The organism is Actinopolyspora sabaoui, from assembly GCF_051225635.1.
GTDB lineage: Bacteria > Actinomycetota > Actinomycetes > Mycobacteriales > Pseudonocardiaceae > Actinopolyspora.
On record NZ_JBMIHH010000007.1, the window covers coordinates 220,797 to 233,406 of the forward strand.

14 protein-coding genes are annotated in these 12,610 nt (G+C 66.4%); 2 read left to right on the forward strand and 12 right to left on the reverse strand.

Going from position 1 to position 12,610, the window contains the following annotated elements; all coding sequences use genetic code 11:
- Nucleotides 1–14: 14 nt before the first annotated feature.
- Nucleotides 15–1,247: an oxygenase MpaB family protein gene (locus tag ACOQFL_RS15530; RefSeq protein ID WP_435544879.1), complete on the forward strand. Its 1,233-nt coding sequence runs from the start codon at nucleotides 15–17 to the stop codon at nucleotides 1,245–1,247.
- Between the two features lie 145 nt (nucleotides 1,248–1,392).
- Here the strand turns inward: ACOQFL_RS15530 and ACOQFL_RS15535 are convergent, their stop codons facing one another.
- From ACOQFL_RS15535 to ACOQFL_RS15565, 7 genes are all read right to left on the reverse strand, one after another.
- Nucleotides 1,393–2,193: a hypothetical protein gene (locus ACOQFL_RS15535; protein WP_435544880.1), complete on the reverse strand. Its 801-nt coding sequence runs from the start codon at nucleotides 2,191–2,193 to the stop codon at nucleotides 1,393–1,395.
- Nucleotides 2,190–3,113, reverse strand: coding sequence for a DNA-processing protein DprA (locus tag ACOQFL_RS15540; protein WP_435544881.1), 924 nt, complete (start codon nucleotides 3,111–3,113; stop codon nucleotides 2,190–2,192). Before ACOQFL_RS15540 ends, ACOQFL_RS15535 begins: the two co-directional genes overlap by 4 nt.
- A gap of 318 nt (nucleotides 3,114–3,431) precedes the next feature.
- The gene (locus ACOQFL_RS15545; protein WP_435544882.1) at nucleotides 3,432–4,247 is read right to left on the reverse strand and encodes an SDR family oxidoreductase; all 816 of its coding nucleotides are present in this window, start codon (nucleotides 4,245–4,247) and stop codon (nucleotides 3,432–3,434) included.
- A 237-nt stretch (nucleotides 4,248–4,484) separates the two neighbouring features.
- The gene (locus tag ACOQFL_RS15550) at nucleotides 4,485–5,030 is read right to left on the reverse strand and encodes a GNAT family N-acetyltransferase (protein ID WP_435544883.1); all 546 of its coding nucleotides are present in this window, start codon (nucleotides 5,028–5,030) and stop codon (nucleotides 4,485–4,487) included.
- 153 nt (nucleotides 5,031–5,183) lie between these two features.
- Nucleotides 5,184–6,758, reverse strand: coding sequence for an alpha/beta hydrolase (locus tag ACOQFL_RS15555; protein WP_435544884.1), 1,575 nt, complete (start codon nucleotides 6,756–6,758; stop codon nucleotides 5,184–5,186).
- Nucleotides 6,755–7,063, reverse strand: coding sequence for a type VII secretion target (locus ACOQFL_RS15560; RefSeq protein ID WP_435544885.1), 309 nt, complete (start codon nucleotides 7,061–7,063; stop codon nucleotides 6,755–6,757). Before ACOQFL_RS15560 ends, ACOQFL_RS15555 begins: the two co-directional genes overlap by 4 nt.
- Nucleotides 7,064–7,528: 465 nt before the next feature.
- On the reverse strand, nucleotides 7,529–8,500 hold the full coding sequence (locus tag ACOQFL_RS15565; RefSeq protein ID WP_435544974.1) for a bile acid:sodium symporter family protein: 972 nt from the start codon (nucleotides 8,498–8,500) through the stop codon (nucleotides 7,529–7,531).
- Nucleotides 8,501–8,816: 316 nt separating this feature from the next.
- Here ACOQFL_RS15565 and ACOQFL_RS15570 point away from each other — a divergent pair, with 316 nt between their 5' ends.
- Complete coding sequence (locus tag ACOQFL_RS15570; protein ID WP_435544886.1) at nucleotides 8,817–9,230, forward strand: hypothetical protein; 414 nt, start codon at nucleotides 8,817–8,819, stop codon at nucleotides 9,228–9,230.
- A 357-nt stretch (nucleotides 9,231–9,587) separates the two neighbouring features.
- On the opposite strand, the gene ACOQFL_RS15575 is transcribed toward ACOQFL_RS15570, so the two are convergent.
- The 5 genes from ACOQFL_RS15575 to ACOQFL_RS15595 all read right to left on the reverse strand — a co-directional run bounded on the left by ACOQFL_RS15575 (nucleotide 9,588) and on the right by ACOQFL_RS15595 (nucleotide 12,506).
- On the reverse strand, nucleotides 9,588–9,941 hold the full coding sequence (locus tag ACOQFL_RS15575) for a DUF1048 domain-containing protein (protein ID WP_435544887.1): 354 nt from the start codon (nucleotides 9,939–9,941) through the stop codon (nucleotides 9,588–9,590).
- 2 nt (nucleotides 9,942–9,943) lie between these two features.
- The gene (locus tag ACOQFL_RS15580; RefSeq protein WP_435544888.1) at nucleotides 9,944–10,273 is read right to left on the reverse strand and encodes a PadR family transcriptional regulator; all 330 of its coding nucleotides are present in this window, start codon (nucleotides 10,271–10,273) and stop codon (nucleotides 9,944–9,946) included.
- A 192-nt stretch (nucleotides 10,274–10,465) separates the two neighbouring features.
- Nucleotides 10,466–11,467 (reverse strand): mechanosensitive ion channel family protein, encoded by a 1,002-nt coding sequence (locus tag ACOQFL_RS15585; RefSeq protein WP_435544889.1) that lies wholly within the window; start codon nucleotides 11,465–11,467, stop codon nucleotides 10,466–10,468.
- A 206-nt stretch (nucleotides 11,468–11,673) separates the two neighbouring features.
- The gene (gene crcB, locus ACOQFL_RS15590) at nucleotides 11,674–12,057 is read right to left on the reverse strand and encodes a fluoride efflux transporter CrcB (protein WP_435544890.1); all 384 of its coding nucleotides are present in this window, start codon (nucleotides 12,055–12,057) and stop codon (nucleotides 11,674–11,676) included.
- Nucleotides 12,057–12,506 carry a FluC/FEX family fluoride channel gene (locus tag ACOQFL_RS15595; RefSeq protein WP_435544891.1) on the reverse strand — a complete coding sequence of 150 codons (450 nt, stop codon included), beginning with the start codon at nucleotides 12,504–12,506 and terminating at the stop codon, nucleotides 12,057–12,059. The genes crcB and ACOQFL_RS15595 overlap by 1 nt, the downstream gene beginning before the upstream one ends.
- Between the last annotated feature and the right edge of the window lie 104 nt (nucleotides 12,507–12,610).

Here is a 12,610-nt window from a genome sequence, read left to right on the forward strand (position 1 = left end):
TCAATCTCCGCCGCATGATCGCACAGGAACCGCACGAGGCGCCGCGTTATCCGGGCCGGTTCTTCGGCGCACCGGAACGAGGAAAACGGATCGGGCGCGTGCTGCGAATGACCACCCGTACTCGCGTACTCGACGATGAACTGCTCGACCGCATCGGACGGCGCATGTTCACCCGCGACGAGCTCGGCGCGGAACTGGTCCACGCCATGCGGCGGGACACTCCGGACGGCGAGTGCGTGACGAGGGCGCACTTCCACCGGGCTCTCGACAGTGGAATCGAGAGCGTGCCGAACGCTCCCGCCGCGCTGCGGAACTTCTTCACCGAGGTCGCGCGCACCCCGGAGTGGGTGGACTTTGAACTGGTCGAGCGCGGCGCCCGCGCGATGCGCCGGATGGGGCGCAGCGCCGACGACGTGCTGCTGCAGCTGTCGCTGATCGGCGGCTATCGCTTCGGCGGACCACCCGACCTGCTGGTGGAGACCGGCGGTCTGACCGGGGAGACCGCGATGCGCAGGCTCGGCGAGACCAAGAAGTGGGCAAGCGCGGTCTCGCGACCGGGTGGCATGCGCTTCGGCGGCGAGGGGTTCAAGCTCACCTTGCACGTCCGGGCGATGCACGCCCTGGTCAACGACCGATTCGAACGCAACGGCCGGTGGGACACAGCGCGCTGGGGGCTGCCGATCAACCAGACCGACCAGGCCGCCACGCTCGGGCTGTTCAACAGCACCCTGCTGCTGGGGGTGCGGGCACTCGGATGGATCGTCACGCGCGAGGAGTCCCGCGCGGTGATGCACCTGTGGAAGTACGTGGGGTGGCTGATGGGCGTCGACGAGGACTGGCTGTTCGACACCGAGCACGAGCAGAACGTCTTCAACTACCACGTGCTGCGCGCCCAGGACGACGTGACTCCGGCGGGTGCGGCGCTGTCGACAGCGCTGGTGGAGGGGCAGCGCACACTCGGCACCGGCCGGTTCGCGGGGGTGCGGGGCTCCTACTCACGCCTGCGGCTGCTGAGCATGCTGCGCTACTTCCTGGGCAAACGCGACCTGCACGACCTGGAGCTGCCGGTTACCCCGCCGTGGGTGATCCCGCCGATCGTGGCGACGAACGTGTTCAAGTCCACGCTGGTCGGTCGGGTACGGCCCGGGCGGAGGTATCTGGAGCGGGCGGGCGACCGCACTGTGGCGCGCGATCTGGACCGGACCTTCGGATCCGCACCGAAGCGGGTCGGCGCGCTGCCCGCGTGAGCTCCGGCATCACCGTGGTGCAGTGATGGGGCCGATAACAAGTAGAGGCATGACGACGAGCACGAAAATCGATTCCTCACTGGCAGCCGCAGGAACCTTCCGTTCGAGATAGTCGTCTCTTCGTACGTTACTAACCATGATCTGATCAGTTTGCCGAACAAATGTCATCGCTCACCGGGCAAACGTAGGCATCGTACGGTTCGGTACGGCTGTCGAGGAGCCAACGGTGGCTCTCCCAGTCATGACGGCACCACCGAGCAGCGCACAGTGCGGTGACGTGATCCGCTCCCGCCTCCCTGAGAGCAACAGCAGCGGATTGCACCTTCGCTCCCGAGGTCCAGGTGTCCTCAACCAGCAGGACATGCTTGCCCGCGACACGATCCCGGTAGTGTTCGGGAACGACGAAACGGTCACTGCGAACCGCACGTGGGTCCAGTTCGATGCCAGGCCCCAGGTCCAATGTCAGCCGGTTGTCGGCATCGTTGTTGAAAGCGACCTGACGTGCGAGTTGCGCTACCGGATGACTAGGACCTGGATTGTTCACCGATGGTACGAAAGTCACCGACTGCCACATCCGATTCATTAAAGCAGCGATGCACGAGGCATGGATGCTGGTGGCAGCCATAATCATCAAACAGAGATCTTTGACGCTTTTCTCAGCGGCAGAAGGACGCTTGTAACTCAACACAGTGTGAGCCGACTGGTGCTTCTTCTGCTGCTGATTTCCACGCACATAGGTCAACGGCACTACTTGATCAGCGAGCCGGTTACCGAACTCGGCACGCCGTAAGGCGCAAACCCCACAATCCTTCGCTCCCGGAGAGGCAACCGGACCGGTACATACCGAACACGTCTCGCCGTTGCGGCGAACCGTATTTCGGAAAAAACCACCGACTCGGTCAAGCAGAGCGTTCCGGAGGGTCTCGTTCAGCTGCGGATCGTTCATGAACTTGTCGTGACGAGCAACTGTTCCACCTGCTGTTTCCCGGACACAAGCCGCTCGGCGGTGCTGACCACGGCCCGAGGGCCGTCGGCGACGAACACCCCAGGCTGCCCGCGCAGCGCGGCACCCCAATCGGTTCCCCGTGCCACGGAATCCAGCAGAATGACAGGACGGCCGTGCTCCACGGCCGTGCGTGCCTGGATACGAGCGCCGCTGTGCTCACCGGCCTCCACGACTATCGTCGCGATTCCGTACGCACTCATCGTGGCGTTACGCATGGGAAAGGTGTGCTTGGCCGGTGGTGAATCGGGCCAGAACTGGGACAGCACCATACCCTCGCGGACGATCCGCTCCTGCAACTCGCGATTCGCCGCTGGGTAGACCCGCCGGATACCGTTGCCGAGCACGGCGACGGTCCGACCGCCGTTCTCGAGAGCCGCGTTGTGTGCGGCGGTGTCGATCCCCGAGGCCAACCCGGAAAGCACGGTGAACCCGGCCCCAACCAACCCGGCCGAGATATCGGCGGCGGTGTCCAGCGCCCACTTCGAGGCGTCGCGAGATCCGACAACGGAAACAGCGTTCTCACCGGGAACGAGCGTGCCGCGCACGAACACGAACGGTGGGAACTGGTTCACTTCCCTGAGCTGCTTCGGATACTCGTGGTCCCGGAAAGTAATGAAGTCGAACTCTGCGGAGCGCCAAGCGGCTATCTCTTCCTTCGCGGACTCCACCTCTGATTTCGTATCGTGAAACCCGCTCGGGTCCACCTCGAACAGGGTGGGCACACCGCAGCGTTCCAAAACCGCACGAGCACTTCCCTCATCAGCCACGTCGGAGGCGATCCTCGACCACGTCATGTTCTCCGGGCGAGCACGAAGCAGGGCGAGCAGCGCAGCCCGTTCTTCGTCATCCCAGCAGCTCATACCAGAAACCATACGGCTATCCGGGCTACCACGTTCGGCCCAGGGGGCATCCGAAACAGACGAGACCTCACCTGCGTGCATACAGTCGATCACCCCCGTGACTCTCCCGAACAGTTCCCTCGAACAATCGTCAGTTTATCGAACAAAGATTCGACTAGCCAACACAACGACGGAACTTACATCAAAACCACCCTGTTCAGTGATACCGGCATCGCTACCGCACCGCGTCCGGCACTAAACCACCTGGCTCTCATACGTACGGATCGAGCCGGTCAAATGTCCTGGGGACACGCAGCGCAGGCACAGACCCCGACTCCTTCACCGCACCCAGCGGCGGAAGCCCGCCTCGGCGTCGAGCACGTGTCCCGTGATCGTCGTAGCGCGTTCGTCGAGCAGCAGCTCGACCACGCCCGCTGCCTCGTCGGGAGTGTTCCAGCGCCCGCGCGGCAGCGCCCGGCCCACAGAGGCGGTCAGCTCCTCGGTGGCCCAGCCGGTGTCGGTCGGCCCCGGGTTGACGCAGTTCACCGTGATGCCGCGTTCCACGAGCGCGTCCGACAGCGTGGGGGTCAGCTGGTGCAGCGTGCCCTTGGTCGCCGCGTAGGGGATCTCGCCGCTCATCGGCGCCAGGTGCTGGCCGGAGGTGAACAGCACGACCCGCCCCTCGTGCCCATCTTCCCGGGATTCGCCATCCGGGTGTTCGCCTTCCGAGTACTGCCGCGCGAACTCCCGCACCAGCAGCAGGCTCGCCCGCACGTTGACCGCCCAGCACAGATCCAGCTCGGTCGCGGACAGCGCGTCGAGGCCGAAATCGGAGCTGCGGGCGTGCGCCAGGATCAAAGTGTCCACGGAACCGAACCGCTCGGTGGCCTGCCGCAGCAGCTCGGCCGGAGCTTCGGGTTCGGCGAGATCCAGCTCCGCGTGGGAGAACGTGTCCTCGGTAGCCCCCAGCTCGGCGCGGAACTCCGGGGAAGCCGTCTCGTCGCCGCTTCCCAGTCCCAGCTCCGAGTCGTGCGGCGACCACCCCTGGGCACAGACCCGCACGCCTGCGGCGAGCAACCGCCGCGCGACCGCGAAGCCGATACTCCGCCGCCGACTGACACCGGTGACCACCGCAGTACGTCCCGCCGAACCCATGCGGGGGAGCCTCGCCGGGTACGGGCGTGGCGTCAACTCGATTTCCGGTGCGGCGTCGATCTCTCACGAAATCCACGAGCACCCGCACCGTGAACTCCGCGGCGTGGCCCCGGGGCGGCGCCGATTTCTCGCGAAATCGTCGGAAAGGGCTGCGAGAACGTCCACTGTGGCCACATACGTGATTTCCGAGGTGAAGGTCCTCGACGAGGAGACGGCCGACGACTATCGCCCGCTCACCTACGCGAGTCGGAGAGCCATCAGGATCTCGTCCCGGTCGTCGCCGGGGGACAACCGCAACGCACCGGGCCAGCGTCCGATCTCCTTCCAGCCCAGTCGGGCGTAGAAGTCCTCCAGGCCCATGCCGTCGCGCGCGGCCAGCCGGAGCTGCTCCAGTCCGAGCTCGTCGCGGGCGATCTCGTGGACCCGCGACAGCAGCGCTGTACCCACTCCCCGACCACGTGCCGCGGGATGGCTCTGCACGTGGTGCACCGACCCGTTGTGAGCAGTCAGGGCGGGAGCATCGGCGCGCAGCACCAGCCAACCGACCACCCCGCCGTGTCGTTCGGCGACGAGAATCCTGCACCACTCCTCGGCGAGTTCGTTCGACAACGCGTCCACGGCCGGTTCGACCTGAGCGGCTGTCACCGGCGGGAACGGGAAACCGGCCGCGCCGCCCGCGTTGGTGACGGCGACCCAGCAGCCCACCAGCTCGCGGCGCAGCGCGGTCGACACACTCGCGCTGGAGCGGTACTGCCGCACACCCACCGAATCCCCAGCAGTCATGCGGCGAATACTAGTGCTCTTCCCCGACACGCAGGGTTTCCAGCGCTCTTTCCGCAATCGGTTCCCGGGCGGGGCGTCAATTTCTCGCGAAATCGCCGGGCCGGAGCGGGGTTTCCTGGAGCCCCGGGCCCGGGTGGGCACCGAGAGGCCGGGTCAGTTCTGGCCCCCCTCGTGGACGACGTCGTCCTCTTCGCCTGCCACGACGGAGGAGATGTTGTGGTGACTCGTGTTGCCCTCGGTCAGGTAGTCGGAGTGCCCCGAGGTGTTCGTACCCTCGTCCGACCCCTCCGCCGAGAGCCGGGTGGCCCCGTTTAGTTCGCCGCCCCGCTCGTAGGTGCCCGCCGCGCCGAAACCCTCTGTCCAGTCCCACGCGGCGCTGAGGGTGTAGACCGAGTCCTCGGGCACCTCGAGGTTGGAGACGTCGCTGGTGGCCGGGCCCGGTGAGCCGAACAGCACGGCGTTGTCCACCCCGGTTCCCTCGTGCTCCAGCGCGCGCCCAGTGGTCACCGCGCCGTAGGAGTGTCCCAGTGCGGTGAGTTCGGGGTCCTCAGCACGGGCGGCGTTGATCCCCTCGTAGAAGTGCCGCAGGTTGTCGCCGGTCCGCTCGGCCAGGTCGTTGCTGTTCTCCTCCCCCAGGTGGGGAGTGTTCTCGTAGCCGATCCAGGTGACGGTGGCGACGTCCGCGCCGGACTTGTCCTCGGCGCTGCCCCTTACCCCCTCCATGAGCTCGTCCTTTTCCACCAGACTGCCGTGGACCGAGCTGTTCATCCCCGTGGTGAGCACGGCGACCTTGCCAGCGGTATCCACATTGCCGTCCGAAACGGCCGCTTGAGCCTGTTCACCTGAGGTGTCGAACATCAGGAGCTGCTTGTCGTCGCCTTTATCCAACGTGTTCCGAATGGCTTCGATGGACTTCAGCCTTTCCTTCGCCTCCAGCACTTCCGTACTGGCGGCCCTGCCCGTGTAATCGTCGATGATTTTTCGCAACCGCTTCTCCTCCTGATCCAGCAAGGCCCGGTTCGCCTCGTCCCGTACTGTGGCGGGAATCCCGTTGCGGTTGCCCACCCATTCGGGGTGTTTTTCGAGTACGGACTGCCGTTCTTCGGAAGACAGCGAGCTCCACCACGCCGCGTTGGCACCGGGGTCCCCCTTGTCCGGCGGCTGGGTGACCGACAGTTCCCCGGCCTTGGCTCCCTGCTGGGCCGCGTTCGCCAGCGACCCGTCTCCGTCGATCCTGTCCTTGCTCGCGTCGCGGAGCACCTCGGCCAGCTGCTCGTCGATGTCTTTCGCCCTGCGTTCGAGTTCGCCGACCCGGTTCGCCAGCTCGGCCCGCAGGGTCTTGCGCTCGGCCCGGGGCATGTCGGTGTCCTCACCGCTCTCGGTGACGGAACCGTCGTCGCCGATCGCGAATCCCTTGGCCCTGGCCAGCTCCTCGGTTTCGGTCAGCGAACCCCGCAGTGCGGTGACCGCGTCGGCCGCGTCGATGGTCGCGGTGCGTACGGCGGCGACCTCGGCTGTCAGGTCGCGTCCGGCTTCTGCGATCTTGGTGTGCGCGCCGCGCGCCGCCTCGGCCGCCTGGCCCTGCCAGCTCGACGGGGGCTCGCAGCCGTCGAGGTCGTCGTCGACTTCGGTGAGCTTGTCCCGATGGGTGCGAATGGTGCTCGCGGCGTCCTCGAGGACTTCCGGTTTCCACTTCCGGATCGTGCCGATGGTGATGCCCGAACTCATTCCAGACCTCCGAACTCGGAAAGCTCGATGTTTTCGAAGTCGGCCTCGTTGGCTTCCTCCTCGTCGCGGTACTGCTTGTGCGAGGAGTGGAGTCCCTGGGCGTATCCGTCGATCGCCGAGGCCCACTGGTTGATCTCGTCGTCCCAGTCCTGGGTGAGTTTCTTCGCCGCATCGGCCGAATCCGAACCGGGCAGCGCGTCGACGATCTTCTCCGCGCCGCTGCCCAGTGGAATCGCCGAAGCCTGCTGTGCGGCGTCGTCGGCCTTGTTGGCCGCTCGTTTCAGCTCCGCCTGGTTGACTCGCATCGCCAACTCCTCTCCTGCCGATCGAGAGATGTGACGTGGCGGGCATTCTCGGGGTTCCCGGGAAATCTCAGGAGATTCGAGAAGTCCCCGATCGGTACGAATGAGCATTGGCATTGAGCTGTTCGGCGCAACGATTCGGATTCGTTGGTCGTAACCGGTTGCCGCGAACATCGGCACTCGGGATTTCACTCTTGCCATGATCCGACCATCGGCACCTAGCCTCCGAATAGGTATAGACCAAATTGGAGGGTGGCTATGTCAGGTATGGATCGCCGTCGTTTCCTCGCGGGTTCCGCGGCTGTGAGTGGTGGAACCGCGGTGGGGGCCCTCACCGGCACGAGCGCCACGACCGCGACCGAGCGGGGCCGTGGCCACGTAAATTTCCCGCGAAATTGACGGAGCCCGGGGACACACCGCCGCACCGGCCCGACGATTTCGCGAGAAATTGACACCGCCCCGGCGGGGTTACCCGCGCGCGGGTTCGGCCGCGTCGGTCTCCGGGTCCTCGCTTCCGCTGGGCCTGCGCGACCAGAACGACGCCACCGCCGCTCCGGAGAGGTTGTGCCAGACGGAGAACAACGCGGCGGGCAGCGCGGCCAGCGGGGTGAAGTGGGCGGTGGCCAGGCTCGCGGCCAGCCCCGAGTTCTGCATCCCGACCTCGACGCCGATGGCGCGGCGGGACGCCTCGTCCAGCCCGGCCAGTCTGGCCGCGCCGTAACCGAGCAACAGCCCGAACGCGTTGTGCAGCACCACGGCCAACAGCAACAGCGCGCCCACCGAGGCGAGCGTGCTCGCGTTGGCGCCGACCACGGCCGCCACCACGACGACGATGCCGAGCACCGAGACCAGTGGCAACAGCGGCAGCACCCGCTCGACCAGCCTGGGCAGCGCCGCGCGGATCGCGATGCCGAGCACCACCGGAATCAACACGACCTTGACGATCGACCAGAACAGCCCGATGAAGTCCACCGGCAGGCTGGAACCGGCCAGCCACAACACCAGCAGCGGCGTGAACAGCGGGGCCAGCAGGGTGGATACCGAGGTCATGGTCACCGACAGCGCGACGTGCCCCCTGGACAGGTAGACGACCACATTGGACGCCGTGCCGCCAGGAGTGGACCCCACCAGAACCATGCCCGCCAGCAGCGCGGCGGAGAACCCGAACGCGCTGCCGATGGCCCAACCGGCCAGCGGCATCACCAGGTACTGCGCCACCAGTCCGATCAGCACCGCCCACGGCCTGCGCAGCACCAGCGAGAAGTCGCGGGCGCGCAGGGTGAGCCCCATGCCGAACATGATCACGCCGAGCAGCGGGGTGATGGCGGGAGCGAGCGTGCTGGTGGCGCCGGGAAGCAGCATTCCCACCACGCCGCCCAGCAGTACCAGCAACGCGAACCAGCTGCCGACGAAATCGGCAGCGCGACGCAACACACCCATGTCGCCGAAACCTCCCCACCGCGAAAGCACACCACGGTCGGGCACCGTTTCCGCGGGCTCGACCGAGAAATCCACGACTTTCCTAGCAGGGCGGGTGACCGGTGTAAACGCCGATCCCGAGACGCGGAAAGCGACAAGGCTCACTCCGCGGCAAACCGTCCGATTCCCAACGGCGCGGAATTCGATCAGTGCTCGTCCGGTAACCGAACGAGTGGAAATGTCCCTCTTTCGGGGCTGGTGCGGATGCCGAGGCGGGGGATCGGCGGCATGCTGATCTCGTCGCAACGGTTTCGAGACGGATTCGGTCGAGGACGAGATGAGCACACCGGCCCGCAACTCGCCCCTCGTCGGGCTGCCCTGGGTCACCATCGTGGCACTGGGGATACTGGGACTGATCCAACCGGCGCTGGGCATCCTCCGGGTCTACGAGACGCTGGGCAGGCCCTGGAGCCCGATAGTGGTCACCGTGCTCGTCGCGGCGGTCTGGGTGGTCGTCGTCGTGCTGCGCAGGACGGCCCGGCCGGTGCTGACGCTGACGATCGTCGGCACGCTGTACGGGGTGCTGACGATCGCGCTCAACTGGATCGTGCGAATCGTGCTGTACGGAAGTTCCGCACCGCTGCCCGGCCCGGCGATCGCCAGCATCGTGCTGGCCAATCTGCTGGGGGGCGCGCTGCTGGGGCTGCTGGCGCTGGTGATCCTGCGAATCATGAGCAGGCGGGGCCGCTGATCGCGCGGGAAAACCGCTCGGAGTTCTCCGAGCGGATTGGCGGGACACTTCGACGGCACCTCTCGTTGGTCCTACCCGGAACGCCCCGACTAGTTTCCGGGCGCGGCGCGGCGGATGAGCGAAGAACGCTCGGCCGGAACGTTCCGGCCGAGCGTCAGGAACGACTCACGACCACCGGGATTCGGTGATCGTGTGTAGCCCCCCCCCCGAATTCGTCGTTCTCGGGACGTGTTCGTGGATCGCCGCCGTAGGGCGGAACGGTCGCTCTCGAGAGCGCCGGAAGTTCCTTCCACTGTGTACCGGTGACGGTGAAGTGTTTCGCGGCGCGGCGAACGAATCGCGTACGCGACTACGTCATCAGCTGGTTCGCTCCGCCTCGATCGCCCGCTCGATGCCACGGAGCAATCGCCGCCGCTCCTTGTCGGGGGCGTAGCCGCCCTTCGTATAGTTGCGGGCGAACTCCTCGGCGAACTCCGTGGGCTCGTCACCAACCAGCTCGCGGATCGGCGTGCCGTCCGACGCGGCCCGCTCGAACAGCTCGGCGAGGTCCTCGAACTCCGAGATCGCGCTCTCGTTGTCCACGGGAACGAAATGCATCAGGTACCGCTCGACCGCCTCGACGGCCGTGCGGTAGTCCTCGGGAAGTCGTTCGAGGCGCGCCTTGTACTGCCGGTAACGCCGCTTGTCGCCGAGCAACTTCGAGACAATCATGATCATCTGCCCCCTTCGCGGAGCTGTTCGAGGCGTTCGGAGAGAAATCGCCAGGCCGTCCAGAATTCTTCGAGGTATTCCCTGCCCTGGCCGTTGAGGGAATACACCTTGCGCGGCGGGCCCTTCTCCGACGGGACCTTCGCCACGTCGACGAGGCCGCGCTTCTCGACCCTCACGAGCAGCGCGTAGACGGTGCCCTCCGCGATGTCGGAGAACCCCTGGTCCCGCAACCACGCGGTGATCTCGTAGCCGTAGGCGGGTCGACCGGCCAGGATCGCGAGGACGACGCCTTCCAGCGTGCCCTTGAGCATCTCCGTCGTCTGCTTGCCCACGGCAACACCCCTTCATCTACTCAGTAATACTAACTACTGGTAGATAGTAACACTGAATAGCAAAGTGACAAGTCCCCGCGAACACGGAAAATCCGGGGCCCGACGTGAATCGAGTCCCCTCCCGAGGTCGGGAGGGGACTCGAAGAGTTCAAGGTCGGGCCGGGCGCGTGTCCCGGCAGCAGGACCGAAGAATCAGCCCTGCTTGACGGCGCCCATTCCGTTGGTGGGCAGCACCGGGTAGGCCACCCGCACCCCGGCCTGGTCGAAGCTGTGCTTGAGCCGGGCACGCAGCGCGCGGCCGAGCGCCCACTGCTCACCGGGCTTGACCTTGACGATGATCCGCACGGTCACCGAACCGTTGCCGATGCCGATGACGCCGTTGAGATCCGGCTTCTCCAGGATCTTGGAGCTGAACTCGCTGTTGGCCGCGAAGTCCCCGATGGTCGACTCGATCACGCGCTCGGCGTGGGAGATGTCGACGCTGTAGTCCAGCGGAAGCTCGATGACCGCGTTGGCCCAGTCCTGGTTCATGTTGCAGACCCGCATGATCTCGCCGTTGCGCACGTACCACAGCCCGCCGTTGAGATCCCGGATCTTGGTGATGCGCAGCGTCACGGCCTCGACGGTGCCGACGGCATCGCCCGCGTCGATCACGTCACCCACGCCGTACTGGTCCTCGACCATCATGAACACACCGGACAGGAAATCCTTGACCAGGCTCTGCGCACCGAAACCGATGGCGAGCCCGAGCACGCCCGCGCTGGCCAGGATCGGCGCGAGGTTGATGCCGAACTCACCGAGGATCATCACGAAGGCCACGCCGAACACGATCGTCGTGGCCACGCTGCGCAGCACCGATCCGATGGTCTGCGCGCGTTGCTGCTGCCGCTCGCCCGCGTTGTCGGTCTCGGCACTGTTGCGCCCGACGAAATTCCCGGCCCTGGCGGTGGCCTGGTTGATCCGCTGGTGCGAACTCACCATCCGTCGCACACCCTGGGTGATCACCCGCCCCAGCACGGCACGCAGCACCACCGCCACGAGCAGGATGATGACGACGTTGACGAATCCGGAGAACAGCGCCCCGGAATTGTTGTTGAACCAGTTCACCACCGGATCGGTCACGCTCGCCGCGGGCGCGGCGGCGAAACGCGTCGTGGCATTCGCGGCGATCAGCAACGAAACGACCCTTCTCACGCGGGGACAGCGGGAACGGCTCGCGCGACTCAACCGACTGGAGGAGCACAGTACGCGAACGGAGGAGTGCGGCCTGAGCCGTTTTCACGACAGAGCGGCGTTCATCCTGTCAAGGACATCACGAAATGGCAAAGCACCGGTATCGCCGCCCCGCGAAACCGGATTCTCCGCGCGAAAAGTGAACAACCACCAAAACCGGGCGTACATCAGAGTTGAGCGAGCAACGCGACGAACCCCAGCCCGAGCCCCGCTGCCGCTGCACCACCGAGTACGGTCCCCAGCACGTACCGGACGGCGTGCGAACGAGCGCCGGAGGTGTAGAGCCGGACAGTGTCCTGCCCGAACGTACTGAACGTGGTCAACGCACCGCACAGCCCCACCACTAGCAGGGTGCGCAGATCGGAGGAGCCGAAGCCGTCGAACACGGCAGCGCCGCCCGCGAACACCGCGAGCAGGAACGAGCCCACCACGTTGACCGTGAACGTGCTCCAGGGAAGCTCCGAACCGTGACCGTGACGCACGCTCCGGTCGATGCCGTAGCGCAGCACCGCGCCCGCCGCGCCGCCCAGGGCCACCAGCAGCAGGGTCATCACGACTCCGTTTCCGTGGCGGTGTCGGGGCAACGCGGCCGCGAACGCGCGAGGATCTTCCTGGCCAGCATCGCGCCGCAGATCACCGCGGGCAGCGCCAGCAGCACCGTCAGCAGCAGATACAGCGCGGCGTGGAGCTGCTGCCCGGTGGCCAGCAGCCCGCCCGCATCGGCCAGATAGCTGGAGAAGGTGGTGAAACCGCCCAGCACCCCGACCCCGAAGAACGGCCGCAGCAGGTGGTGCGGCTCGGCCGCTTCGAGGAACACGGTGAAGGCGCCGATGACCAGACAGCCCAGCACGTTGACGGTCAGGGTGGGCCAAACGGCGCCGCCATCGGCGTGCGGCAGCGCGAGCGAGACGCCGTAGCGCAGCGACGATCCCAGTGCGCCGCCGAGTGCGACGGCGGCGAGCACCCGCGAGCGGTGCGAGATCAGGGCGTTGGGCAACACGGGCTCCCTACCCGGGGATTTTCGAACGGGTAGGGACCGTCGGCGGGGCGAACCCCGCGGTTGGTTCCGGCGGGCCCCACCGCCGGGATCCGCTCGCGCGGACC